The organism is Paenibacillus polymyxa M1, assembly GCF_000237325.1.
GTDB classification, from domain to species: domain Bacteria; phylum Bacillota; class Bacilli; order Paenibacillales; family Paenibacillaceae; genus Paenibacillus; species Paenibacillus polymyxa_C.
On record NC_017542.1, the window covers coordinates 1,736,231 to 1,762,298 of the forward strand.

Annotated in this window: 33 protein-coding genes and 1 pseudogene; 30 read left to right on the forward strand and 4 right to left on the reverse strand. The window is 35.1% G+C overall.

The features are described from left to right. Positions 1-80: 80 nt before the first annotated feature. From PPM_RS07645 to PPM_RS07655, 3 genes are all read left to right on the forward strand, one after another. Complete coding sequence (locus tag PPM_RS07645) at positions 81-554, forward strand: copper amine oxidase N-terminal domain-containing protein (RefSeq protein WP_013370208.1); 474 nt, start codon at positions 81-83, stop codon at positions 552-554. 213 nt (positions 555-767) lie between these two features. Then, a complete protein-coding gene (locus tag PPM_RS07650; RefSeq protein WP_013370209.1) occupies positions 768-1,010 on the forward strand; it encodes a DUF1871 family protein in 243 nt (80 codons plus the stop codon). Positions 1,011-1,241: 231 nt separating this feature from the next. Beyond that, a complete protein-coding gene (locus PPM_RS07655; protein WP_013370210.1) occupies positions 1,242-1,571 on the forward strand; it encodes a hypothetical protein in 330 nt (109 codons plus the stop codon). Positions 1,572-1,625: 54 nt separating this feature from the next. Here PPM_RS07655 and PPM_RS07660 read toward each other — a convergent pair whose 3' ends face one another. Further along, a complete protein-coding gene (locus PPM_RS07660) occupies positions 1,626-1,949 on the reverse strand; it encodes a DUF3139 domain-containing protein (RefSeq protein WP_013370211.1) in 324 nt (107 codons plus the stop codon). A gap of 128 nt (positions 1,950-2,077) precedes the next feature. Between PPM_RS07660 and PPM_RS07665 the strand changes: the two genes are divergently transcribed. The 6 genes from PPM_RS07665 (at position 2,078) to PPM_RS07690 (ending at position 6,813) form a co-directional block, all read left to right on the forward strand. Further along, positions 2,078-2,623 (forward strand): hypothetical protein, encoded by a 546-nt coding sequence (locus PPM_RS07665; protein WP_013370212.1) that lies wholly within the window; start codon positions 2,078-2,080, stop codon positions 2,621-2,623. A 158-nt stretch (positions 2,624-2,781) separates the two neighbouring features. Next, positions 2,782-3,420 (forward strand): restriction endonuclease, encoded by a 639-nt coding sequence (locus tag PPM_RS07670; RefSeq protein WP_013370214.1) that lies wholly within the window; start codon positions 2,782-2,784, stop codon positions 3,418-3,420. Between the two features lie 380 nt (positions 3,421-3,800). Then, the gene (locus tag PPM_RS07675; protein ID WP_013370215.1) at positions 3,801-5,060 is read left to right on the forward strand and encodes a WXG100 family type VII secretion target; all 1,260 of its coding nucleotides are present in this window, start codon (positions 3,801-3,803) and stop codon (positions 5,058-5,060) included. A gap of 26 nt (positions 5,061-5,086) precedes the next feature. Beyond that, entirely contained in the window at positions 5,087-5,362 is a 276-nt protein-coding gene (locus PPM_RS07680; protein ID WP_228392921.1) for a hypothetical protein, read from the forward strand. A gap of 528 nt (positions 5,363-5,890) precedes the next feature. Further along, positions 5,891-6,439: an RNA 2'-phosphotransferase gene (locus PPM_RS07685; protein WP_013370218.1), complete on the forward strand. Its 549-nt coding sequence runs from the start codon at positions 5,891-5,893 to the stop codon at positions 6,437-6,439. A gap of 176 nt (positions 6,440-6,615) precedes the next feature. Continuing rightward, the gene (locus tag PPM_RS07690; RefSeq protein ID WP_014599589.1) at positions 6,616-6,813 is read left to right on the forward strand and encodes a hypothetical protein; all 198 of its coding nucleotides are present in this window, start codon (positions 6,616-6,618) and stop codon (positions 6,811-6,813) included. A 225-nt stretch (positions 6,814-7,038) separates the two neighbouring features. Here the strand turns inward: PPM_RS07690 and PPM_RS07695 are convergent, their stop codons facing one another. Then, entirely contained in the window at positions 7,039-7,422 is a 384-nt protein-coding gene (locus tag PPM_RS07695) for a hypothetical protein (RefSeq protein WP_014599590.1), read from the reverse strand. Continuing rightward, on the reverse strand, positions 7,415-8,449 hold the full coding sequence (locus tag PPM_RS07700; RefSeq protein ID WP_014599591.1) for an amidase domain-containing protein: 1,035 nt from the start codon (positions 8,447-8,449) through the stop codon (positions 7,415-7,417). The genes PPM_RS07695 and PPM_RS07700 overlap by 8 nt, the downstream gene beginning before the upstream one ends. Positions 8,450-9,579: 1,130 nt before the next feature. On the opposite strand from PPM_RS07700, the gene PPM_RS07710 reads away from it, so the two are divergent. Both PPM_RS07710 and PPM_RS07715 read left to right on the forward strand, forming a co-directional pair. Continuing rightward, the gene (locus PPM_RS07710; RefSeq protein ID WP_013370223.1) at positions 9,580-9,783 is read left to right on the forward strand and encodes a hypothetical protein; all 204 of its coding nucleotides are present in this window, start codon (positions 9,580-9,582) and stop codon (positions 9,781-9,783) included. Between the two features lie 101 nt (positions 9,784-9,884). Continuing rightward, complete coding sequence (locus PPM_RS07715; protein WP_148266400.1) at positions 9,885-10,220, forward strand: hypothetical protein; 336 nt, start codon at positions 9,885-9,887, stop codon at positions 10,218-10,220. A gap of 254 nt (positions 10,221-10,474) precedes the next feature. Here PPM_RS07715 and PPM_RS07720 read toward each other — a convergent pair whose 3' ends face one another. Further along, entirely contained in the window at positions 10,475-10,711 is a 237-nt protein-coding gene (locus tag PPM_RS07720; protein WP_025675269.1) for a helix-turn-helix domain-containing protein, read from the reverse strand. A 188-nt stretch (positions 10,712-10,899) separates the two neighbouring features. Between PPM_RS07720 and PPM_RS07725 the strand changes: the two genes are divergently transcribed. The 19 genes and pseudogenes from PPM_RS07725 to PPM_RS29915 all read left to right on the forward strand — a co-directional run bounded on the left by PPM_RS07725 (position 10,900) and on the right by PPM_RS29915 (position 25,819). Beyond that, entirely contained in the window at positions 10,900-11,328 is a 429-nt protein-coding gene (locus tag PPM_RS07725; protein ID WP_013370225.1) for a hypothetical protein, read from the forward strand. 108 nt (positions 11,329-11,436) lie between these two features. Beyond that, positions 11,437-11,721, forward strand: a complete 285-nt coding sequence (locus PPM_RS07730; RefSeq protein ID WP_013370226.1) for a hypothetical protein — start codon at positions 11,437-11,439, stop codon at positions 11,719-11,721. Between the two features lie 361 nt (positions 11,722-12,082). After that, positions 12,083-12,793: a zinc ribbon domain-containing protein gene (locus PPM_RS07735; RefSeq protein WP_013370227.1), complete on the forward strand. Its 711-nt coding sequence runs from the start codon at positions 12,083-12,085 to the stop codon at positions 12,791-12,793. A 101-nt stretch (positions 12,794-12,894) separates the two neighbouring features. Next, a complete protein-coding gene (locus PPM_RS29900) occupies positions 12,895-13,008 on the forward strand; it encodes a putative holin-like toxin (protein ID WP_013370228.1) in 114 nt (37 codons plus the stop codon). A gap of 489 nt (positions 13,009-13,497) precedes the next feature. Continuing rightward, complete coding sequence (locus PPM_RS29175; protein ID WP_148266401.1) at positions 13,498-13,785, forward strand: hypothetical protein; 288 nt, start codon at positions 13,498-13,500, stop codon at positions 13,783-13,785. A gap of 30 nt (positions 13,786-13,815) precedes the next feature. Next, on the forward strand, positions 13,816-14,268 hold the full coding sequence (locus PPM_RS07740; protein WP_013370229.1) for a hypothetical protein: 453 nt from the start codon (positions 13,816-13,818) through the stop codon (positions 14,266-14,268). Positions 14,269-14,317: 49 nt separating this feature from the next. Then, on the forward strand, positions 14,318-14,866 hold the full coding sequence (locus PPM_RS07745) for a UPF0489 family protein (protein ID WP_013370230.1): 549 nt from the start codon (positions 14,318-14,320) through the stop codon (positions 14,864-14,866). A 278-nt stretch (positions 14,867-15,144) separates the two neighbouring features. Next, positions 15,145-15,309 (forward strand): hypothetical protein, encoded by a 165-nt coding sequence (locus PPM_RS29580; protein WP_013370231.1) that lies wholly within the window; start codon positions 15,145-15,147, stop codon positions 15,307-15,309. Between the two features lie 91 nt (positions 15,310-15,400). Further along, complete coding sequence (locus tag PPM_RS07750; RefSeq protein WP_013370232.1) at positions 15,401-16,117, forward strand: hypothetical protein; 717 nt, start codon at positions 15,401-15,403, stop codon at positions 16,115-16,117. 54 nt (positions 16,118-16,171) lie between these two features. Next, positions 16,172-16,486 (forward strand): hypothetical protein, encoded by a 315-nt coding sequence (locus PPM_RS07755; RefSeq protein WP_013370233.1) that lies wholly within the window; start codon positions 16,172-16,174, stop codon positions 16,484-16,486. A gap of 385 nt (positions 16,487-16,871) precedes the next feature. Then, positions 16,872-17,321 carry a hypothetical protein gene (locus PPM_RS07760; protein WP_013370234.1) on the forward strand — a complete coding sequence of 150 codons (450 nt, stop codon included), beginning with the start codon at positions 16,872-16,874 and terminating at the stop codon, positions 17,319-17,321. Between the two features lie 1,431 nt (positions 17,322-18,752). Beyond that, complete coding sequence (locus tag PPM_RS07765) at positions 18,753-19,085, forward strand: hypothetical protein (protein WP_013370236.1); 333 nt, start codon at positions 18,753-18,755, stop codon at positions 19,083-19,085. Positions 19,086-19,363: 278 nt separating this feature from the next. After that, a complete protein-coding gene (locus PPM_RS07770) occupies positions 19,364-19,981 on the forward strand; it encodes a recombinase family protein (protein WP_013370238.1) in 618 nt (205 codons plus the stop codon). Positions 19,982-20,642: 661 nt separating this feature from the next. Then, positions 20,643-22,061 (forward strand): helix-turn-helix domain-containing protein, encoded by a 1,419-nt coding sequence (locus PPM_RS07775; RefSeq protein WP_013370239.1) that lies wholly within the window; start codon positions 20,643-20,645, stop codon positions 22,059-22,061. A gap of 548 nt (positions 22,062-22,609) precedes the next feature. Continuing rightward, positions 22,610-23,461: pseudogene (locus tag PPM_RS07780) on the forward strand (WXG100 family type VII secretion target); the annotation flags it as partial. A 47-nt stretch (positions 23,462-23,508) separates the two neighbouring features. Next, on the forward strand, positions 23,509-23,787 hold the full coding sequence (locus PPM_RS29905; RefSeq protein ID WP_013370242.1) for a hypothetical protein: 279 nt from the start codon (positions 23,509-23,511) through the stop codon (positions 23,785-23,787). Positions 23,788-23,802: 15 nt separating this feature from the next. Next, the gene (locus PPM_RS07790) at positions 23,803-24,057 is read left to right on the forward strand and encodes a CPCC family cysteine-rich protein (protein WP_013370243.1); all 255 of its coding nucleotides are present in this window, start codon (positions 23,803-23,805) and stop codon (positions 24,055-24,057) included. Between the two features lie 592 nt (positions 24,058-24,649). After that, a complete protein-coding gene (locus tag PPM_RS07795; RefSeq protein ID WP_013370244.1) occupies positions 24,650-25,057 on the forward strand; it encodes a hypothetical protein in 408 nt (135 codons plus the stop codon). Between the two features lie 459 nt (positions 25,058-25,516). Beyond that, positions 25,517-25,819, forward strand: a complete 303-nt coding sequence (locus PPM_RS29915) for a hypothetical protein (RefSeq protein WP_014599593.1) — start codon at positions 25,517-25,519, stop codon at positions 25,817-25,819. The last annotated feature ends 249 nt before the right edge of the window (positions 25,820-26,068 follow it).

Sequence of the window (26,068 nt, forward strand, 5' to 3'; positions counted from 1 at the left end):
ACAGGAAAAGTACATCTTGGAGGTCAGAAAGATATATTTTCAGTAAATTGTTAATTTTAAATAAAGGGAGAGATGGATGAATGATGAAAAGATTCTTTCCGGTTTCCGTATTTCTTATTTTTTCACTTGTATTAAGCGTACAAGCCAGTGCAACAAAACATCCTTATAGTTACACAATTAATGTACAGGTAAACGGTGTTCCTATTAATTTTGGAACTAATTCAGATTCACCTCCTTATATTGAAAATGCTACAAATACAGCTTTTGTTCCTCTTCGCTTCGTTTCTGAAAATCTAGGAGGGAGAGTAAGAGACTGGGACAAAACTTTACAACAAGTCACAATCGAATCAAAGAATGGAACTGTAATTAAATTGGCGATCGGTAGTAAGATTGCATATGTCAACGATGAAGAGAAAATGATGCTGGCGGCACCGCAGATTCCTACAACTCGTGTTCAAGTTCCTTTAAGAGTTGTTTCCGAAGTGTTGGGAGCTAAAGTGGATACCCAAAAAATAGGTGAAACATTAAATGTGAACATTACAACCTCTAATTAATAATTCTTGGAACTAAACTATCCTATTTATGCGGCAGTTTTTCCTCATTTAATTGATTAAATTTATTTTCATCGTTAAACATTTGTTTTCAAAAGAAGATGCTGCTGTATTGCTAACGATGGGACGCTTGTTATAGTTATTCCTAAGGGTAAGTATGGTGATGCATATAAAGCACTATCTAAATCGTTATTTGGAGAATAGGAGTCTATAAAAATGAACAATGATATAGTACAAATGATTAATGAATGGAACCCAATCGAAATATATCCTCTATTAGAAGATGAATATTATTCAGAAATACATAAAATTCATGAAAAAAGCAAGGAAACAAACTCTATTAGAGAATTAGCCAAGCAGATCCATTCTGTATTCGCTCAATCTTTTAAAAAGGAATTCGATAAAAGCATTGAAGATTGTCAGTCAATCGCTGAAAAGATAATGAATATTACAAAATAATTTATTTATGAGCTTGCTCCTTTAACAATAAAATGGGAGTAGGCTTATTTTTGCATAATTGGTCAATCAAATAAAGGACACGAGTTTTTGAATACAGCAAACAACAATATCATCCATGATAAGATGGTTGTGTCTGGATAGGTTAATAAGGAATTGGGACAATGGTTTATTTATAGCGAAACACTCCATTGAATTTGAAGACGAGAAGAGCCTTAAACCAAGGAGGAGTATATGGGATATGATTCTTTAATTAAAGCTATTATTTCTGTGCCAAAAGATGAATTAACTATTCATTGGGGGAATGGATTAAAGATTATTGGCACTAGGGACACCATCTATGAAACAAACAATGGTTTAGATGAAGAAGATAATGGGTTCCTTGAATATGCTGCTGCAGTTATTGAAGTTGAAAAAATAGTATCTAAGCCGATTAACGATGAAGGAAGTATATATAAATGGTTGCAAAAAAGAAAAAGCTCCTTTATTGAAATTTCTCTCCATGACGATCCCCCTAGCATGATTACATCTTCAGATGGCTCTATTATCTGGAAAAATGAATAGCTTAGGCCATCCTCAATTGAGTTTTTTCACTGAATTGAGGATGATCTTTCGTTTTTATTTGTTTTCATGATGTTTATAAATATAAGCACCATCATCTACTCCCTTAATAGGGGCTTGGTTATACTGAATAATTTTACCTTGCTCCTTTTTATAAAAATACCTAGCATCGATTTCGTCCTTAAATATAACTTGTGTACTAATTAAGGGAGCTTTAGCTATTTGAGTTTCAACTGAATAAATTTCAGATGGTTTGTATCCTTGATCTTTTATAAGATAGCTGAATACTTCGTTTTGGGTATAACTTTTAGTGTAACTACTAAGTATCCAAATGCTCGCAAATAGAGTTGCTATAAAGATTGCTATTCCATATTTCTTCATAACGATCTCCCTTTTTAATTGAAAGAATAGAAATAATTCAGTTTTTCTTCTAATGCTTTTTAATTATATTGTCTATTCCCTTCATTTCCCTTATGATAATTGTACTATTACCAGACAAGGGGATACATATGAAGAAAGCTATTCTACTATTATTAATGATTGTTGTTTTAATTCCATCACAAGTATTGGCAGCAACATCTACAAAAGCAATGTCAACAAGTGAAATTGAAAAATTATACTTTGAGAATTACAAAGATCGTGTGAAAGAAATTAAAGCTGCACAAAAAAAACTTAATGCTATTCTGGGGGCAGAGGTTCGTGAGCTGACTCAAAGATTAAACCAAGCAACTGCGCGATATAAAAACGAAGTGAAAAATAAGTCTAGTAAAACGGTAATAGCTCAAGCGAAGGCTGATTGCGATAAATTAAAGAAGCAGCTCAGCGTGGCGAAGGTTGAACTAAGTAAAAGTATTAAAAATTACAAGCGAGAAAGTGACCAAGTTTTAAAGGATATTGCAAAGCAGAAAGCAGAGCTTATAAAATTCATTAAAAATCACACGGCAGGAAAAGATAAACTTACGGAGTCTCAATTTAGCAAGCAAGTTAATGGAGAAATTATGTCGATCGGCAATTCATTTACTGAAGCTTTAAAAACATTAACGGAAGCTGAATAATAGGGAGTAAGGCAGCAGGTATTACCTGTTGCCTTTTTATTTAGACTTGTTTTTGTTTCTAATTCACTATATTCATCTAAATTTTATGGGAAGTTGTACCTATTTGTTGTATTATAAGCAAGTATGGAAAAGAGTTGAATAGCTGAGGAGGAGCAGAGTTGTACATATTTATAGTTGTTGGTGTCATTGCTGTATTACTTGCTTTGGCTCTATTACGTTTTCTTAAAAAGCCTAAAGTCCAAGAGCGATATAAAGTAACGCAGGATATTGACCCTTACAAAATCGGAATAAATGAGATCGATCGTATGGAAGATGGCAAGGATTTTGAAATGTATCTGTTCAGGTTGTTCTTGTGTTTAGGCTATAGTGATGCGTATAAAACACAGGACAGTAGAGATTTTGGAACAGATTTGGTATTTACGGATAGAGAAGGATATCGCAATGTCATTCAGGCAAAACGGTATGCATTAAGCAATCCTGTAGGTTTGAGTGCAGTTCAGGAAGTGTACAGTTCTATGCGATTTTATAGAGCTAAGAAATCTATTGTGATTACTTCAAGTAAATATACTCCCTCGTGTGAACAGTTAGCCAGTTATAATGGAGTGAAGCTGCTGGATCGTAATGATTTAATTCGAATGATTGAGCTATTCAAAGAACAACAGCACAGCAAAGTAAAAGACATCATCGAAGCAGAGCCTTACTTGAGTCTGGATTCATGGGATGATTATAGGAATAACAGTAAAGTGATAAAAAAGGATCGTAAGACTGAAAAATACCAGAAACAAACTGTGTTGTAACGAAAGAAAACAGGACCGGAACGGATAGGGATACCCCCTTACCAGTCCGGTTTTCACTTTTTTCATGCAAAAGACTGTCTAATGGTCGAAGAAAAACTACTTTTGGAAGAGATCCATTTGTAGACGGAGGGCTAAACAAGAAGGGATGTGCATATAGAGTCAAACAAATTGCAGAAGGCAAAAGTTACAAAAACGCTTCTCACATTACTCCTTTGTTAAAGATTAAAGAATGAAGATGAAGATTAAAAAACGATGAATTTAAGTCTTTAGACATAGGTAGAAAGGTTAATCCTTCATATAACAATTAGGAATTAAGTTTATTTTCCATAAATCGGAATAGTGTTACTATGTCATAACGAACTCATGACTAGAGGTAAACTATGACAACTATTAAAGTGACACCTGAGCAACTTATGACTGTCTCCAAGCAGTTTGAGTTAGCACAGCAAACTGCAACTCAAATGAATAGCAATTTATTAAAACAAATTTCATCTATGGGACAATTGTGGGAAGGACTGACTAAAGAGCACTTTTACTATTCCTTCCAGACCGCTCAGAAGAATATGAACGACTTTGTTACCCTGATGGATTCTATTGCGAGGGAGTTACGTCATCATGCAGATAAATTCAGATTAGCGGACCTAATGGAAGCAGGTAATATTGACACAAGTTGTTTACCGCCTCCACCGAATTCATGTGCTATTCCTGCTCCAGATACACGAAATGCATTCCAGAAATCGGTAGATAGCTTAACTGAACTAGGTCAGGATTTTGTAGATGCTAATTCAGTACGCTATGAGAAAAAGTTTGATTCGGTTTGGAGCTTCTTAGATTATATGTCGTATGGTATTCCAAAAGGAATGTATCAAGGGTACATGGAACGGGCAGCTAAACAAAACGATTCATGGAATGACATGCTCAATTTCGGTACATTTGGAATAACGGGTATGATTCAGGGAGCATTTAATCCTACCAATGCGTGGTCAAAGGAACACTGGGCTAATATGATCGGTACAGCAGGATTGTTTGGAGGAGTTAGCTCAGTTATTAAGCCTAAAATTGGGTTATCAGGGTCTATAAAATATACTCCATTAAAAGATGGAACTACCCGAATAATAAAAGAGGCGGACAATGCAAGAAAAATTATTGATACTAATGGCCTGCGTAATGAAGTGCCTTTAACTGTAGCACAAATTGAAGGTTTAACTCAGTATGCAAAAAAATTAGGGATGCCACAAGAAAATATCCGTGTAGCGGGGCCTAATGACACATCTCCTACTGGATTATTATTTGATACGATTCTCAATATAAATAATGATGTATTACCTTCTAATGCGACAGGTAAATTAGCAGCTAATAGCCGGATTACTGGTCATGGAACAATAGCGCATGAAGTTGTCGGACATTATGAAGCAGGACTAGCAGGAAAATCCTTCCGGGTTATGGATGATGAATTTAACGTTATAACTAGGAACTTTGCACTTGACGAAGCTCAAGCAAGTATCCGAGCTGCACGGTTTGCTCCTGATTTGACCCAATTAGAAAGGATCATGCTATTAAGAGATGGAATTACTAGATTAAAAAACGAAGGTATCAAAATTAGGGAAGTTAAAGATATACTGTTTATACATGAACGTTAGAATGGAGAGGTTCTCTTTTGGAGATTATGAAGTTAGACGATATTATTAAAACACCTAATAAAGGAATCATTTTAATTGGAACAAATCTTGGTTTAGATAAGCAGGATCATACCAATTTGAAAGGTTTGATAGGTTCAAAAATACAAGTAGATAAGATAGATGGAACGAAATGCGAACTGGACGTATTGGATATAAGCATTTCTTTCTCCATTGCTAACCATCCGCTAATTGGAATTAATGTAAAGGATTCAGGAAACATTGAAGATATAAAAAAGGGAACACAAGTAGTACGATTTATATAAAATGAATTAAGGACATCTGTAAAGATGGGGTATGCGAATTGTATACTCTACCTTTACTTAGTGTTGTTATAAAATATAAATAATGAACTTGCGTTTTTAAAGAAAATTAACAGCAATACAGAAGGAAAGAGTTTATTTTATATATAATAGGATTATTTAATTAAAATGGATTTGAACAAAATTAATAATAAACTAAGCGAATACTATTTTGATGAAGACTGGTATGGGGAAAATTCATGTGAGAATCTAACTATTCTAATATAATAAAGTACATTATTAGAAAGGAGGGGGATTTATGAATCGGAAATCTTTTATCATGGCTTTGGTAAGAGGCATTTTCGGGTATTTTCCTTGTGGATTTGGGCTTCCAGCAGTATTTGTGGCTTATAATATAAACAGTCAAGAGGTTTTTTAATTGGAGGTACATCCTTCCTTATCGGGGCATTTGTGCTTTACTTCACAAGACGCTATGAATCATCAGATTGGTTACTATAGATCGACAAATATTTTAATTAGAAGGAGCATATCATGTTAACGCCAAAACAAGAAGAGAGCCTTAGTAAATTTATGAGTGAGATTCTTAGGCATACACCAGAACAGTTTGGTCTTGAACTGGATCATGAGGGCTATTGTGACATTCAAGACCTGCTTCGAGGAATAAGATCAGAGGATAGATGGTCTGATGTCAGTGAGTCGGATATCAAGCAAGTAGTAAGCCATTGTCCAAAACAAAGATATGAGATGGTTAATGGGTACATAAGAGCTAATTATGGACACAGTGCAGGCAAATTAAATTATGAGGAAGCTACTCCACCAACGATTCTCTATCACGGTACAAACACAAAGGTAATCCATAACCTTTTCACCGAAGGAATTAAGCCAATGGGCAGAAAGTATGTACATCTGTCTGAATCCCTTGAGTTTGCAATTTTAGCAGGCAAAAGACGCGGAGAACTAGTGATCCTTGAAGTGGACACAGCAAAGGCATTGGCTAATCAAGTGAAGTTTTATAAAGCCAACCACGGTGTTTGGCTTGCCGACCTTGTGCCGCCACAGTACTTAAAAAAGTTTGAATAAAGCGTAACCCAGACCATTAACGATGATCACCGAGACTAGATGAGAAAAAATACGTCGGGTCTATTTGATATCGCTATTTTGCTGTACATACATTCCCCACCTAATATGTCCACACTCACCCGCAAATGCCGCATAAAATATCCCGGATGAACAAAGAGGAGGTGCATGAAATCGTCATGATACACATAGAGCCTATTCAAGTGGGTGAGCATACATTTATCGGAGTCGAGGTCAAACTGCCTAAAACAACGCTGTTGACGATCTCTAACTCCCGTGGTTACATCATGTGTGGTGCGTCTAAGATGTACCGAATTCGGGGCAGTGAAATTTTTCGATGTTTAAGCCGTAAATTCAAACGGGACAAGCTTTCATAGCAATTTTCAATTTACTGATCTGTACTGATTCATTCTATTAAAATCTTATAAATGACTGAATTTTGTGACGGCATTTGTGACCTCTTGGAGGGGGGCAAGCATGTGACTATGCATCATACTCCTGTGAGGTCTGCTCAAAGGAGTATGTTAACCAACGTAGGTGAAAGTTACGGGGGCTTTGAGACTTCCATATTCATAATATAAATAAAGACCCCGTGTGGGGTCTTAAGAATTTTTTCTAACTGTAACCTTGGTTGTTTGATTGTCAGAGCTTATAGTAATAATCAGTAAGTATTTAATATTGTTTTTTTCTACTGATATTACTTTGTTGCTTTCGACTTCAGTTATTTCCCATCCCTCATCTTTGAGTTCTTTTTGATATGCAGCATTAAAATTTTCAAAAGGTTGAGAAACTTCATATATTTTAAAATATTTATTATATTTTCCATCGACTTTGATGGCAGTGCTGGGAAGAGGCAAATTATTAAGTTCCTGAACATTTTCATATTCAGTACTAACCTCCTGGGTCAAACTATCTGTTACATTTGAGCATGATGCAAGGATTATTAATAATACTAAACAAATCAAGCGCATAAACACCTCAGTCATTTGGGGTTCTTTTTGCAGTACTCATTTTCCATGCATAAACCTTGTACCCATTTGAATACCAAGTAGATAGGGGAGCGTCTTTTCGATCTGTTGTATGCTGAGTCAAAAAGAAATGACCATTCGTAAACTCAGTTATAATAGCTGTATGATCAATGTCACCATCATTATTAAAGTCAGCATTTACTGGGTCTCCCATTGACATATCGTTTGTACTAGATGCTAATTTAGCTCTATACTTCCAGTGATTATAGAAGTTATGTGCCCCTCCCCAGCTATGGGTTGGTTTAAAGAGGTGGCCATTTCTAAAGTACCAAGCATCATCACCAGTTAAATATAAACCATCCCATTCCAGCATACCACCAGCATATAATGCCTGTGAAACAAAGTTGGTGCAGTCATTCCAACATGCTCTACTTACAGAACAACCAAAATAATCGGCGTAGTACTCAGAGTAAGTTGGATTACGGTCATCCCACCATTTGTAAGCATATTCTCTTGCATCAACTGAACTGTATCCATTTGCATATCTTAACGGTTTTATGTCTGCCTTTTCTTGATAAACTGAGGCTTCAACAGTCGAAGGAGTCTCAACTGTTGAAGGATCTGACAAGGATACTGGTACAAGTTCCAACAGTTCCGCTAAGCCATCCTCATTAATGGATTTTGTATATAATTTTGATTTAAGGTTATTAATAATCTTGTTTTTCTCAGCGTTTTCGTATAAATCCACAAATTTAACTAACTTCACAAGTTCTTGTCTGTCAGGCTCTGAAAAGTCATCAAGTGATGACCCTAATGACTTTATAAATTTTTGATATTCAATGTTGTCGAGATCTTGATTGATTTTAATATTTTTTTCTACAATATACTTTTCTACAATATCAAAAGCTTTAGCATATTGTTTTAAGGCTTCGTCTTTTGTGACATTTGTTTCTTTAAGGGTATTGATTTTTAGCGTAGTTTTTCCCTGCACAATGTTATCTACCAATGTAGAAAAGGACGAATTTGGTTTAGCTTTTGACGTCAATTCCTTTTCTCCGTCTGCTGATGCAGGCGATGCTAAGAATGAGGTGGTTAAAAAAAGAAATAACAAGTAACGGACTAGTAATTTTTCTTATGATTTTTAACATAATTGCACCAATTTGTAATATTTATAATCAAAGACTAGCACACATCCTAAAGTACTTGAACATGCCATTCGAATCAAAAGTCGATGTCGTTTTTTGTCTTTTTGGGGCTATTTGTTTATTTTTTTATAATCCGCTATTTCTTAAATAAAGATGAGATTGATGAAATCTACAAAAGAGTAGGTACTTTTATTTAAAGTAGGTTAAACTAGCTATCGTTGAAATAGATTAATGAAAAATTAAGAGGGGATGAGGTTTAGTCAGATATTTTTTGCAATGTCCAACTTGTTTAAGGTATTTGAGTCTGATTTAATAAGGAGAGTATATATAGTCAATATAACCCATGTAAAACACCAATTTTACCATCCAGTTGCCCCTATATTGACGGTGACTGGATTTTTTTATTCAATTCTCAATATGCACTTTTTTTGTGCAGATTGATAGATACCTTGATATTGAGAATCTTCTACGAAAAATTCGGGGAACCTTATTGATGTCCTAAACTTAACTTAGGGCGGATTGTTGCCATTACTAATACTTAAACAATTTCAGTATTAGGCTACTAAGTTAAGCTTAGTACGTTTAAATGGTGGGATTTCCTACATTTCTGTGTGTGTGAATATCAAACGAAATGGGTGTCATCAAGTGTAACCCTAAGAGAATATCAAATTGTAATGTCGTCACTATTCCGTGTCACCAAGTGACACGATTCCTACTCCGCGAAATCGCGGAAAATTCATTCATGAGTGAGGGAGTAAAATTGTGCTGTCTCACTTTTATTCTTCGCTGGACAGAATTGTCAATGTAACGATGTCGTTACAACTTAATGTCTGGTGAAATTAAAGTTTAGATTGGTCGCTGGTATTAAGCTAACGAGCAGGATAACGAGAAGAAAGGAATTAACCCAAATATGTCGAATACGATTGATTAAGAAAATGAAAGGGGGATTTACTATGTGGTTTTACAGTTACAGAAAACCAATAAGAATCCGTCACCTCACTCAATATTAAAAAAATTGAGGAGGATTACAATGAAAATAAATGATGATTATTTGAAGGAACAATTAAAGAATGTATATTGGTTAAATGGTGGTTGTTGTGCAGGGAAGTCCACAATGACAAAGAAATTTGTTAAAGAGTTAGGATTTCTAACACTGGAAGATAACGTGATGAATTACAGACCATTCACAAATCCAGTTGATTACCCTGCCCTAAGTATCCTCATTCGAGTTTAGATTGGGATAAATGGTTCAATAAACCCAATGATGAACATGTTCATTGGCTTTTTCAAATTGTCGAAGAGATGATGGAGTTTTTTGTTACGGATTTGTTAAAAATGCCTACTGATAAACCAATTATTATAGACTTAGGAATTATGCCCGAGCGTATATTACCCTTTATTCCAAAAGAAAGAATGATTTGCCTTTATACTTCTGACGAAGAAATAGAAAGGCTATATTTCTTTAGAGAAGACCATAAGATGATTTTGGATGTTATTAATCTTACATCAAATCCAGCGGCAACAATAGCAAATGGCAATAAAAACATGGTTAGATTTTCTCATGATGTAAGAAGTGCCTGCATTCGAAATGGCATCAAAACACTGGAAAGAACACCCGAATTGAGTGCTGAAGAACAGTTTAAATTAGTTCGTGAGCATTTTGGATTATGAGATAAAAAAAACAATTGTTGATTTCATTGGTAGGTAACATAATACAGGCTGCCCTTGGTTGGCAGCCTGTTGAACTAATGGGAAACATTAGTTTAATAAAAAAGCAGCAGTTTAGGACTTTATTCTCTTCGGACGCTTGATTCATTCAACGTAAAATTGCGTTCAATCGGGGTACAAAAACAAGCCTAGATGATTAAACATATCTAGGCTCTTTGCCGTGTCTATGTAGGTGATGATTATAGTAATCTGTAGATTTATTCTCCTGTTTCTTCTGCTATCTCGAACAACTCCCCTAAACCGATACCTAAATAACCACAAATGTTAGCCATCATTGAGGTAGAAAGACGAGAGTTATCAAGATCTTGATTATTTACTAATTTATAGATTGTTCCGATTCTTTCACCAGTCTCCTTCGATAATTTATAGGGGGTAATGTCTTTTTCTTTAAGTATCTTATCTAGATTACATGTAAGTGTGAATTTAGGCTTCATTATTTTCCTCCTAAATATGCTTAAATAAAACTATTGACATCAAACGTCTATAGTCGTATATTGTTTATATAGTCATTAAATGATTATAACCACTAAACGATTATACCATTATTGAGAAGAAATGTATATACATTTCCTTAGCTTTGATATTGCCGTTTTATCAATTTCTCAAGGAGGAAGATACATATATGTTCACTACTACCAACAAAGGGGTACATGATATGGACACTGCACTACAAAAGGTTATGACTGAACTCGAAATCTCACCTAAAGCAACGATCATTATTGACTTGATGAAGTTTCACCTTAAAACGATTAATAGACTGAATGAGTTTGTTGAACGGTTACTGTTTGAAACTAGCGGTAGCGTACCTGAATTGTCATTGCTTGCTAAAATGAGAAAAGAGGACATTGATTCCTACAGCTACACCGACAAAACAACTTTCGTTTACGATTATTATCGCGATAAACAAACTGCACTAGAAAAGTTATTTCAGGAACCAATGAAGGCGGTCAAGATTAGACGTTTTAAAACGGACAACCCTGAGCTTATCTATGATGTCTATTTTAATTGCGGCAAGTATTCTTCATCGCTAACTGTGGCATTATCCATCTAATTCAAATAATACATAGCAGGGCAGGTTGCAATTACATATTCATTATAGGTCATATTTGTCCTGTTAAAGCGCATAACAACTAATTAATAATATTTATGGGGTGTGGTTATGAATAATAATTTGCATAAATCATTATATGAAAAATTCATAAAAGAGCATAATGGTGCAGCTATGTTAGTTGTCTACATGTTCCAAGTTGTCAGCAGGTACGAAGAAAAAAGGTTTGATCCACTCGTCGATGTAATAGACAAGAACAAGCCTGTAAACAGCCCTGAACTTAATTTGCTTGATAGTAGTATCGCTGAATCATTTAAGCTTGCTGTTAAACATGCATTAGTTGACTTGGAGATTGAAAAGAAACAGAAGGAAATTGAAGAACTCCAATCAATGTAAAATTACTATTTCATCATAACATCGTACTGTAACAGGCTGCATTCTACTGGAATAAGCACTGTAGCGTGACACTACATTCTATAAAATCAAGGAGCGATAACCAATGTATAGATGCGGACGACTCATTAAAGGAAAACTTTTCCTACAGGCTTGGGATGGTCAATTAATCAGTTTGAAAGTGCTGGCTCAAGCCAATAGGTAGGGAGGATGCCAAAGGAAGCTGAAATAAGAAGGAGATGCCGTATTATCACCCCTTTGATGTGTAACCAAGCGCCTAGCAATAGGTGTTTTTTGTTACTATAGACCCATTACCCAAGACATGGTAAACTATTGGTATAATTTGAGAGTTGGAGGATTATAAATGAAAATTTGTCCGAATTGTAGTAATCAACTAGAGGAGGAAAGTCATTTTTGTAACAAATGTGGTACAAATTTGGCTGATAGTGGAGTTCCTGCAATTAAAAAGCCACGAAAAAGTAAGCTTAAAAAGGTTATGTTCATACTAACTACATTAATTCTGATTGTGGGATTAACAGGTGGGGTCCTTATTTACAAAGATCATCAACATAAAGTTGCTTTGAATACCTACAAAGAGAATGTTGACAAAGCAGCAACTCAGATAGTTGCATATTCATTGGCTTCAGAAAAGGTTTGTGATTTATATTCAGATGTTTGGAGACGTGCAATTGATGCAGATTATTGGATCGAGGTAGACGGAAAGAAAGCCTATGATTTTAATGAGGCTATACAATATCAACGTGAAGCTTTGGAATCCAAAAATGTTTTATCGGAAATTGAAAAAGGAACAAAATCAGTAGACGATTTAATGAGTAAGTTGAAAAATCCTCCAACTGAGTTTCAGGCTTCATATGAAAAACTGGTGGAATTATATGGACTTTATACACAATACGCAGATCAAGCAGATTCCCCTTCTGGGAGCCTAATTGAATTCAACAAGAAGACAGATGAGCTATCGTCAGAAATCGGCAAGGAATATAACCAGCTAAAAACTATCATCCCAGAAATTAAAGAAGGCAGCATTAAAGGTTATATATCGCAATTCAACATCTAGTACTATAATAGTCAATAGTCACATCAATATGGTATAATATCCCTACAACAGAAAGGCTTAGATGGGCGGTCGGCTAGTCTCCTGAAAAGGAGGTGATGCCTGTGGAGGTTAAAGATGCTCTGACATTAATGATGATGTTCGGTACGCTGATTGTAGCGTTGATCGGATTAATCGTCACAATTGTTATTGCATTGAACCAAAACAAAAAGAAATAGACCGCCCTGTGCAAAGGTAAACGGTCTATTTCGTTGAACCAAAACACTGCCGACCGCTCTTCAAGGCGGCTGTTGTAAAAGAGTTAGGATGTATGCGCATCCTGCTCTTTTTTAGTATATACATCTTGACTATATTTTATCACAGTATAAGAGCCAAAGAAAGTACTTAAGTAAAACGATGATTTCATACAGAAGGCGGTGGAACTAAAATGAATGAGAACAAGAAACGCGAAATTGTAATGTTTGTAATCAGAGAATTAAGGGAGTATTCCTGTTATTGTGGTAGAGGAAATATGAGTTTTCAAAAATTACAATGACTACTGGACTAATGTTGATATAAAATGCAAAACAAATACTTGTAATCATACAAGGACAGTTAAATGTATTATCCAGATGAATTATGTCCTAATTATTGGGCTAGATAAAATAACACTTTTACTAGGAAACGAGGTGTAGCAAATGGATTCTCAATCAAAATATAACTGAAGTATGATGGATTACAACAATTTAAGAGATAGCAATAATTCATCAGGATATTTTTTAGAGCAAATAAGGAAAGGTGAAATAGTAAGAGCAGTGAATTTGTTTGTTGGGGGTCACTATGTTGTTTCACCATTGAATTTTCTGAAGATCAAACACAGAGATAGAAGGTGTGTTATAGCTGAATTTGAATTAGATGAGTTGGATAATCCCATAAGGGCTAAAGTTCGTTTTGATGACAATAATCGATCAGGTATGGTTGATTTGCACGATTTAGATATTATTCAAAGTAGCTGATAAAGCAATTCTTTTATAGGAGATGTCTATATGAAGTTGTATATTGCTGGGATCAATCACAATGACCCTGTTTCAAGAACAGGGCTAATTCAATGGTTACATGAGATTAAAGCTGGAAACAAAACTGAACCCGACTTTATTGCTTCAGAATGGGACGAGGAGGTATATACAAAGGTAGCCGCCCAAAGGTCATATCTTTCGCAATTAATAGAAAAGGAGTGGCCAGATTTAAATCAAAGACAAATTGAATCTATCTCAAAAACATTGGCTTTTGAAGGGGATAGCCACAAAGGTATCTTTGATAATGTAAATGTTCTATGGCTTGACCATTCGAGAGATGTAGATCAAGAAGCTGTTGGTAAATTTGCGATTTTGAGACTTCAGACTTTGAAAATGCATTGTAACAACGATGCGAAGTTTAACTTTATTGAAGAACTGAGTCGAAATCTAAAAAAGAGCGAATGCATTGTTAAGCATTTTTGATTTCATTATTTGCAGATCAGATCAGTCTTTCATGAGGTGGCGGGGATAATTGAATAACGAATGGGAAAATGATGTTAATTGGAAAGTTCATACTGACAACAAAAAAGTTTACATAATGAGAGATCATAATTGGGCTTTCGCAGCATGGGAGTTAGCAAAACTTGATGAACGAATAAAGGGACAATCCTTAGTTGTTCATGTTGATGCACACCTAGATGATGTTCCTGATGGTGTTTTAGTTAAAAACCTATTGGAAGCTAAAACAGAAAGTGAAATATTAAGCTTAAGCAAAGGCCATGACTACACGACTGGTTCTTTATCATCTGAGTCGTATTTAATGCGAATTGACAACTTTATTTGGGCATCTCTTGCTCGTAAAACCATTGAAGAAGTAATTTATGTTTCAAGATACAGAGACGACATTTTTAAGCTGGAAGAACTGAGAGAAGAAGAAACCCAACTAAGCAAATTGATACGCTCTAAATTACCCATAAACTTTAACTATAAGCACCAGAGATTTAGAGAAATTGATGATTTTCTTCATGCATTTGATCAGGACTCTTTTAGTAAAAAGTCGGTAACAGATCTGCTATCCTAGATCTTGATTTAGATGTGTTTAATGAAGTTGACGATACAATAGAACCAGTTATTAGCCCCTTATTTGAAGTAAGAGACCAGGTCGAGAGGTTACTAAATTTATATCCTTGGGATCTTATAACAATTGCAATATCTCCAATATACTGCGGAGGACACTCAGAAGCAGAATTATTGCTAGATAATGTATTAAAGGTCATGAATATAGAGATAACGGATTTATCTAAATGGCAGTAAAACGAATCTTTGATTTGGGTAGCATCAATTAAAGGAGAGGGTTCCATGAAAAAAGGCATAAAAATTAGCGGAGCAGTTTTTGCTACTGAAGGAAACGTTGATCCCGATGAATTTATTGATAAGTTTATAGAGTTTGTTGAATCTAATGGCTGGGAATTTGGTGGAGGAAGTAGATTAATAGATGAAGATGGAAATGATATTAAAGAATAGCTAGCTAATAAAGTAGCTCTCAAGAAACTGGACGTTCTCTCGTTACTGTGTAATTAACGAACAAATGATTATGTAAGAAAGGATAAAACTCATGAGTTATCACGAACTAGCTGTTGAGAGAATTAAGAATATTGACGCGAAACAATACATTGGAGTTTCTAATAAAAGGTATTCTGAATTCAGATCGAGAGGTGAATACGAAGTAGATGCTAGGTTGATTGCTGAGTATTACCGAAGAGTTGGTGCTTATTTACAGTTTATCTCCAAAGAAGTCACAAGTATCTATGCAGGAATGGATATGTTAATAGGCTATAAAATGGTCGATAATGAATGGGATGAACTATTGGTAAAGTGTCCAAACTTTGTAGAAATTGATTGTATGCTTATGAAATTAATAAGCATACACTATCTACGATGGTGCACTTTGCTTGATAACAGCAACAATATTGCACTTCAGTTTCTAGACATATATGAACCGATGATAATATTGTTTGAAAGAGGTGGTGGACGGATTAGTACGCATCATCATGAGTTGGTTGGTGGATTTGGAGCTTTTTCTCGTTCAATTGATGCAAAAAGAGGGGACAAGAAACCTATTGATATTAGTGATAATGCTCTTAAAACAATAATTGAAGAGATAGAACTAGCAGAGGCTTATCTGGTAGAGCATAAAAAAGGAAATCTAACAGAAAAATACTGCATTCGCTGTGGGAATAGATTAATCATCCATTATAACAATAAATTTGGTCAACAATGGTACAAAATTAAGTGTGAAACCAAAGATTGTTTTGACAACAATTTTTCATGATGTATATAAAAAAACGAGTCTTTTATCAAAAAGAGAAAAAGGAGAGCAAGTGCAATGAGGGAAGGATTAGTACTACTAGAATTGTATGAGAACAAATTGATTTTTTTTGAATTCAAGAAAAAAGCCGTCACTCTGGTACCTGATATTATTCGCGCGGAATTCAAGGATGCACAAGTGATTAATGAACACAACAGTAAAGAAAAAGTGATTTATCAGGTATACCTTATTGAAAACCACGTTGAATTTACCATTCGAATTATCACTTCATATTTGAATGATTCCGTCACTATTGTTGCTGACGAGGCGAGTATAACAATCAGAGCTTATCAAGCCTTGCATAGAAAACTTGCAAATGACGCATTAGATTAAAAGAAGACTAATTTGGACTAAATACATTAAACGATTGGTGAAAGTGCTAGATTACTACGTCAATATTTAAACGCCATCTCAATAATTTTTCCTTTTGATGGTAAGACATGTTCAATCGACATAGATAGAAGTAGCCTGAATAATTTCTTAGGGTATAAAATCGAAAGTTTCAGCACCGAGGACAGATCTTGGAACGACAATTCTCTGATCCATATATCTATGATAAATGCAATCGGCAAAAATTCTTTGACACATTCGTTAAAATTAATTAATTGTAAGGGCGTGGGTCAACCGCGTCTTTTTTGTTTCCTATTTATAGTATAATGAACGTTATAAGATAGACTAAAGGAGCAGCTTCATATATAATCTAAACCAGTATTATACTATGACTTACACGCTAAATAGCGTTATTAAAGGAAGTGTAAACCTATCCACCAAACAAATACAGGACTGGATAGAATCTTATCGTGTTGGGAGTAAATATGTAACCACAGTTGGTAAAGAATACTTCGGATTGAATCCTGAGCTAGTTGCAGATTTTAAAGTACATAATGAATTTTCCGAGCAAAGGGAATATGTAGCAGCAATAGAGCAACCAGTAGTAGCGAGTAAGAGTAAAGAGCAATTAGCAGATGCATATAGTCAGCACAAGGTATTGATTCAGGTAGAGTGTAAATGTGGAGCTTCCTATATAGAAGAGTCAGCGTACAAGAGGAATAAATGGGGCTGTGAAGAGTGTGGTGATATTGTGTTCTTGGATAATAAGAAGGGTATGGTGGAAACTGTTAAGGGTAAGGCTTGGTATATGACTAATAGGTATTTTGTTGAGAGGTGAGGAGGCTTCTTTTAATTTTGAAATAACCCTCTACATGCAAAAGATTCAGCTTTCCTCAAGTTGGAGAAACCTTTATATACAGGCATGATACATAAGAAAATCAGCTACAGGTTTGTGACAAACTTTCATAACCCTTGATGATATGACTAGGTTTAACGTAGTGTTAAACAGTTGTACGGTGCGTATAACTGTTGGACAACGTCCAACTTTTGGGTGTCACCTAATGTCACCAAGTGACAAGATTGTTTGGGAATATCAATAATAGTGTGACACCGTGTAACGCTATTAAACATGACTCGTGTCCGAGATGAACACAAGTTTGGATATCCCAAAATGGGAAAGCTGAAAACTCAATTGTGTTTATATGTGAGTCGAATTTGGATGTCGCAAATCCCGACAACTGAATTTAAATCTTTCGTTTTAGTAAGGTTTGAACATTATTCGGACATGGTGAATCGCCATATCTAAGTATCAAATCGTTCAGGACGAAATTTCCTCCCATATATATCATTAGAGTTGAGTCCCAATTTTAACTTAGTGCTGAGTCAAATAATTTTACTCACCAATTTTATTTAAAATATCTTCCTGAGTTTTTGCCAGAGCAAAATTATTTTGGTCTGCCTCTTTGTCTTTGGATGGGAAATTGTTTCCTATCCTCTCATTATGATGCTTGCTTCCATGTTTAATACTGAATCAATTTAGTATAGAGGTCGATTGGGTTCATGATGAGTTAGATTTTAGTTTCTTCTATTATATATATGAGATGAACCAACTTGATAGAGTGAAAAAACATGAAAATAACACTTCCACTCCGCGATTCTTGTTACGATTTATGATTCGATTGAGCTACGATACAAAACATAGATAAATAAAGGTTTTTTTAAAAATTTAAATTTTGAATAAATCAATTGCTAAAAATAAAAAAATCCATTGATTCATTAGCCTTTTAGCGAATTTCCTTCCAATTCGTACGATTGAATCTACGATTCCAACTATTCTCACAAAAAATCCTTCATTTATCTATGTTTTAGCTATTGTCTCGATACGGCAACGATGTAAATATATTATGGTACAATTTTGAACTACAATGACTCAAAAAACCATATAGAATATAGTATTTATGCACATATTATCAATTTTGACGATTGAGGTTCGATACGGGTGTCGATATAGGATATCTCTACAGTGTCTCCAAAGTTGGTGATACCCTCATATGGTTGACACAGCGTCAACTTCCTATCCTCATTACTGATAACGTCAAAATATTACTTTCAAACTATGATTACAAATGTATTGAAAAAAGAGTTGAGCAATTTGACTTTTGTTGAATTCATGCATACAATTTGAATATATTGGTTATGAATACATATAAATTGTTAAAATATGTATGGAAATGGATATGCAATTAATTAATGAAGGGTGAGGAAAGAAGTGAAGGCTAAATTAAAATTTTTAGGGTTGGCTGCCCTTACTGTTACGTTTGCTGTAGTTATTAGTAATAATGTTTTTGCTAGTGATGATACTTCTGAAGAAATGAAAGACGTTACAAAAGAAATAGTCCCTGATAGTGTATTAGAAGGACTTAATCATCCTGATAAAATTTATACTAAAGATGCATTATTTATAAAAAAAACGCAATCTCTCCATGATGAAGATAAATTCAATCAAAATGAAGTAGTCTACGACGTTTCAAAGGCTACTGATGAAACTAAAGCGATCATTCAATATGAAGCTACTTATATCAAGGAAGAAGACAGTAAATAGATTTGCGTACTAAAGCATTTGAAAAGTTAATTTGTATAATTGGAATATCTAGGGCGACTTCGGTTGCCCTTTTTATTATGCTCAATTTAGCCAAGGCCTTTTTCAACACCATGTCATATAGTATACCTTTTGCAATAGTAGTCTAGTGTGTGTCATAAGTGGTTATGATGCATGTCAAATAGTATATAAATTATTTTGAAACTTTTCATATATATTGATATACATTTTGACATAGTGTTGTTATAATATAATCAATGACATAGCAAAGGATGATCCATATGAGTGAGATTAGACACTATGGTTACATAAGGGTATCGACGAAAGACCAGAACGAAGCTCGACAATTGGAAGCAATGCAAGATTTAGGTATCATGGAACGTGATTATTTCATTGATAAGAAAAGCGGCAAGAATTTTGACAGACCACAATATCAAGCATTGAAGAGTGTGCTTAGGAAAGGCGACATTCTGTTCATCAAGGACCTGGACAGACTTGGACGGAATGCAGAAGAAATCAAACGTAAATGGCAAGATATTACGCACGAGATAGGCGCACACATCGTTATTCTTGATATGCCAATTCTTGACACTAGACAATATCATAATGGCTTGGAGAAAGTTATATCCAGTATTGTGCTTGAATTACTCAGCTACATGGCAGAACGTGAACGTGAGAAGATAAACGGTAGACAATCTGAAGGTATAGCAGCAGCTAAGAACAATGGCGTTGTGTTTGGTCGTCCTAAACAGGCAATAAGCGATGACTTCATTATGGTATATGAGGAATGGAAGCAAGGTGGAATAACAGCAGTGGAAGCCATGAGACGTATAGAAATGAAGCCTAACACGTTCTATCGTAGGGTAAAGGAATATGAGCAACAGCAACAGGTAGGATAAAATAATATTCATGTGTACACTACGTACACACTCACAAGCCTAGTGTAAGCGAGCTAGGTTTCTTTATTTTTAATAACCATATATTGGTGTGTAATTTGAAGAAGGGGGATAGTTTACACCCAAAGCGCCTATTAAATTTCCAAATAATGCAGTAGCACATCTACCTGCACGCTGAAGTTATTTTATGAACTGATTTTGCTTCTATAGATACCCGGCGGTAGTTAAAATCAATTGACCATTCACTTTCTACAAATATACCCCTAGCACCTCTACTCCCCGACTCAGCCCAATTTATAGTCGATACCATCCCTAATATCATTAAGGTTGCTTCTATGCTATACATCCAATCTAAGCTCAAATCATAGATTAATTACAAGGGAATATGAACATAACTATTAATCAGGTAACTTTGTATTGGATGAGTTGTATTCTGATTTTCCCAATAAACTATACATCAATATGAGGATGATACTTTTAATTATAAAATCCTCGAAAACTATCCCAAAAGGTATCTAAAGTACATATATGAAAGGTATATGATTTTATGCCAAAAGATGGTATGATCAAGATCATTAGAATATTTTACTACTTGTTTCACAACTACATAATAATTTTAACTATGCATAGTATTGTTAGTCTACGTTGAAAGGGTGGTTTATCGATGAATATTACACCCACGATTAGAGCAGAATTGGAACAATTTCTACAACAAGAGGACTTAACATTATCGCAATTTGGACAAATTGCAGGGATGAATAGGGGAATAATAAGTAGCATTGTAACAGGTAATAAATCTATGTCTATTAATCAGCTTGATCGAATTACTGAAGCTATGGGTTTACCAGAAGGGTATTTTTACGATCTGTTTATAGATAACTATATCATCGACACTCCCCCGAATATGAGACGAATAGAACCATTTTTGTATCGCTGTGCGGAGTTGGATAAGCTGGATGCGATCCGTCGAGTGGTGGGGGCCATCATGGACAATCTTCTCTACTCACCCAAACTATTTGAAATTGCAGAAGGATTGTTGGCACAGGGACGACTAGGAGCGGCATTGATACTCTATGAGGGAGTTGCAGAAGCGGAGAAGTACCAGCACTCGGAACGGTTAGCCATCTGTCAATATCGTATATTTAAAATCCAGATTGGAGACGACCAAAGTAAAAACCTTAGTGCAGCTACGATTTTTGAAGTTTTTGTTGAGCGCCTTAATGAAGTAGACCAACTTGACGCATTAAAGGATTTGGCAAACGTATACAGGTCTTTACGTAAATGGGATAAGGTTGAGGAAATAGCTAAAAAAATGAGAGCTAAAGCTGAAATCCAATATACACTGAAACATAAACAGAACAGTCGAGAACGTGATGAATCTACTAAAAATCTAACTCGTCCCTTGTTTGTATACATTTCCTATGCTGACCTGTTGTGTGCAAGTGTCTGTGAAGCCCAAGGCGATTATCAGCAAGCTTTACAATATACTTACGCCTACGCGGATTTAGAATGGGTTAAAGAGGATGACGAGGATACCCAGCACTGGATTGGTTTATACAAGCAATGGTCAGAAGGTAATACTCACGTTAACAAACTCCTGTCTGGAGATACAAGTGTGCTTACGGAATATGTTGAATACATTGCCTCAACAAATGTAACGGATAAAGAAATGGTCACCAAACTGTTAAATGTTATGATGGCTGCTAATCGTTATCAGATTGATGTAGATAACATACTTCAGCGCTTTGAAGTTGAAATTGATTCTTTTACTCAGCAGGGACATCCATCATCTGATATGTACACTAATCAGGTAATACCAGAACAATTCGCACGTTTGAGTTATGAATTAGCTTATTATCAATTACATCGAGGTACATATGATGATGGCTTCAAATTCTTGATGTATTCAATGGTAAGTTATCATACACTAAATAATGAGACTTATTTCATTAATTGTATGGGGCTATTTTTACATTTTAGGGATCATGCAGTTCCTGAAATCAAAGTCGGTTTTTTAAATTTTATTGAAAAGGTGTGGATGAACAATGTCGAAAAAAGTGGTAATGCTGATCATCGCGGCTAGTTTTTTGTTAATTGTTACTGTGCCTATTCAGTCACATGTTGCAGAAATCCATCTTTACGATCAAATCGGAGGTTCTTAAACGTGTATTAAATTTCTGAAAAAGGCGTTAAATAATGCACCCCTAAAACAGTTATTGGAGAGAACCAGCAAGTTCAACCAATAAAAAATGGGGGTGCATTTTATATTTAATTAATCAATACAAAGATAAAAGTGCTGAGCAAAATAATTTTGGTCACCAAAAAATACAAACCAATATTGCTGATGATTTAAACATTACGACTCAGCAACTTAGAAACTATAAAAAAACTCTTAACGCTTATCCCTGAGTTGCAAGATATGGTTGAGGGACGAAGTTTAGGGCTAATAGTGCCACGTTGATAAATGTATCTTATAACAAAGGATTATAATACTTTAGACATAGTAAATCTGTTTAGCTCAGTTCAAAGGTCACATGGATTAAAAGGGAATATCAGGATAGTAGATGGGTTTTCCTAAATCATCCCTTCTGATAAGATTATTTCCATCAAAATTAAAGTGGGCGTGGTAGAATGGGGAGAATATTAGTTCCACCTGACAAACTGATGGAAGTTGCTGATCAGTTCTTACACGGAAAGCATGAATTGGAACGTATGCTGAATCATTTGAGTGGACGAATTGATTTTGTGCAACAAGGCTGGTCTGGAGCCACCCAAGAGAGATTTTTTCAGGAATTTCAGGTTTCTCGACAATCCATGAGCGTGACGCTTGAACGACTATCTATGGTTGCACAAGAACTCATCTTTATTTCAAAAAGTTTTACACAGGTAGATGGAGAGAAAGTGGTACTGGATGTGCCGTGGCTTGGCACCCCTGTTAAAACGGCATCCACAGGTGAAGGTTGGTTACATAAAATCTTTGAACAGATTGGAAAAGCGGAGATCACCAAGGCTGAAGCCCAGATGGAAGCTAGCAAACTTCAAGGAGAAATCCTCTGGGATACTGCACAGGGAGCAAAAAGTGCTATTCAGGAAGATTTAAGCTTAGGGATGTTACCTGATAAAGAACGGGATTATGATCATCCCATGGCAGCTAAAGTAGGTGAAATTCTCGGTCATGCAGCTACAACATTGCAGGGAGCTGGTGAGGTAGTAGCTGGATTAGGTGGAGAAGGATTATCAGTTGCAGTTTCATCTACAGGTGTAGGGAGTATAATCGGAGTACCAGGATTAATTGGATCTGCAGCTTTGACGGCGCATGGAGCTACAACGGCGGTTAAAAGTGCAAGTGGAGTAGGAGAAAAAACAGCGGAATTGTGGCAGATGGCGAGAGGAGAAGGTGGAGGCTCATCAAAATCCACTTCTTCTTCGGGAGCTAAGCCAGAGAGTACGCCTCATGCTCTTGAGGGGGGGGCGGAGGTGGAAATTATGCTAAACCCTATGACGGAACACGTAATCCAGAAGTGGATTTTATGAATGGTAAAGGTAAAAGTACATTAGATAGACATGTCAATAAGTACGATTATGATTCACCAGAAAAATATTTACATGATGCAAGAGAATTTTTAGAAAAACGCCCAACGTCAACAACTCAGACTTTTGTCTCAAACGAAGGAACATACTTCAGATATGATTCTGCTACAAATGAATTTGGGATAATTAATAAGTACGGAGGAATCTCAACTTATTTCAAGCCTGAAGATGGGTTGGAATACTGGTTAGAGCAAATTAGTTTATATAGTCCAAAATAAAGAGAGGCAATTAAAATGGATACGAAAAAATGCCCATGTTGCGGTAATTTTACAGTTGAAGAGGATTTTGATATTTGTGAAGTTTGTTATTGGCAGTATGATACTGTTGCGCACAATAATCCTGATATAGTCATGGGAGCAAATAAGATTTCTTTGAACATGGCGCAAAAAAATTATAAAACTTTTGGGGCTTCTGAAGAGAGATTCATAGATAAGGTCAGAAAACCAGTATCGGAAGAACTTCCAGAAAACAATACTGAGAGTGATTAATATAAAAGTGAGAGTCTTAGAGGATGAGATAGGTTTGGTGAGGATTACTATTACGGAATTTGGTGGATTCTAAGTGAAGTATGGAAAATCCCCTCTCCCAGGGTAATGGTAGGAATCATTTGTTTTTTAAGAGAGTACTGTGCAACAGCTAAATTCTGTGAAATAAGGTTATATAGAAGAAATGAATGGAACCCAATTGAAATATATCCTCTACTAGAAGATGAATATTATTCATAAATATGTAAAATATATGAAAAAAGTAAGGAAACAAACTCTGTAGAAGAATTAGCAGAACAGATTCATTTTGTATTTGCACAATCTTTTAAAAAGGAATTCGATAAAGGTATTGAAAAGTGTCGGTTAATTGCTGAAAAGATAATTAATGTTACAAAATAATTTATTTGTGAGCTTGCTCCTTTAACAATAAAAATGGGAGTAAGCTTTCTCCATCTGAGTTTGCTACAAGCAACTCCTATAACGGATAGAGCGCACAAATTAAAATAGAAAGAAAGTATTTGGGTACTGACGGGAATTTGTATAGGAACAATCAGCAAAATATTACCCATATACCAGTGGATCTTGGGAGGTAAACATGAATTTGAATGAAATTAAACAATTGCCTGATGTTATGTCAAAAGAACAGTTAGAGTCATATATTATTCAATATTTAGACTCCATTGAAAATTTAGAGAAATTAAATATTCTTGAAACGTTAGAATGTTTTTCGGAATTTGCTGACAGGAAGACTTATACTTACGAATTGTTAAGTGATTTGTTGAGAAAAAGATTAAATAGCTTTCTCCAGAAAATATGGAATGATACATCTACAGAGATAGTAGATGTATATTCTTCAGTTGTTGTTAATCTGAACTTAAAAAATAGCTATAACTTGATGAAAGAATCTTTAAACAAAGATTTGAATGAAGATGTAAGGGAAATCATCGAGGAAACTGTAGATGAAATTGGTGAAGATATAGAGGTTCCATTTAAAATGAACTAATATGTGAGAGTTCAGAGCTAAGTTCCAAATGCTTGCAAATAGAATGACTATAAAGATTGCTATTCCATGTTTCTTCATAACTATCTCCTTGTTTAGATTAAAAAAGTTTCTACTATAATCATTCTAACGCTTCCCTAGAAATATCATGATAATAAAAATAAGACATATTGCCTATTCCCTTCATTTGTCTTATGATAATTGTACTATTACCAGACAAGGGGATACATATGAAGAAAGCAATTCTACAATTATTAATGATTGTTGTTTTAATTCCATCACAAGTATTGGCAGCAACATCTACAAAAGCAATGTCAACAAGCGAAGTCGAAAAATTATAATTACAAAGATCGTGTAAAAGAAATTAAAGTTGCACAAAAAAAACTTAATGTTGCTCTGGGGGCAGAAGTTCGTGAGCTGACTCAGAGATTAAACCAAGCCTCTGCACGTTATAAAAATGAAGTGAAAAATAAGTCTAGTAAAGCGGTAATAGCTCAAGCCAAGGCTGATTGCGATAAATTAAAGAAGCAGCTCAGCGTGGCAAAAGTGGAACTAAGTAAAAGTATTAAAAATTACAAGCGAGAAAGTGACCAAGTTTTAAAGGATATTGCAAAGCAGAAAGCAGAGCTTATAAAATTCATTAAGAATCACACGGCAGGAAAAGACAAACTTACGGAATCTCAATTTAGCAAGCAAGTTAATGGAGAAATTATGTCGATCGGCAATTCATTTACTGAAGCTTTAAAAACATTAACGGAAGCTTAGACTCTTTTTTTGTTTCTAATATGACAAAATCAGAGCTTCTGATAATGATGTAAGAGCAATAGCTGAAAATTCTGGGATGAAAGAAAGTAGAGTTCAAAGAATCAAAAAAACACGTTTTCATAAACGACAAGCGGTTATGGCAGATTTCATTCTGATTACGAAATAGCTCAAGCATGGGATAGATTACAAAAAGGATTACAAACACAAAAAGATATGGATTTGCTTAACCATGAATTGTTTGAATCCCCA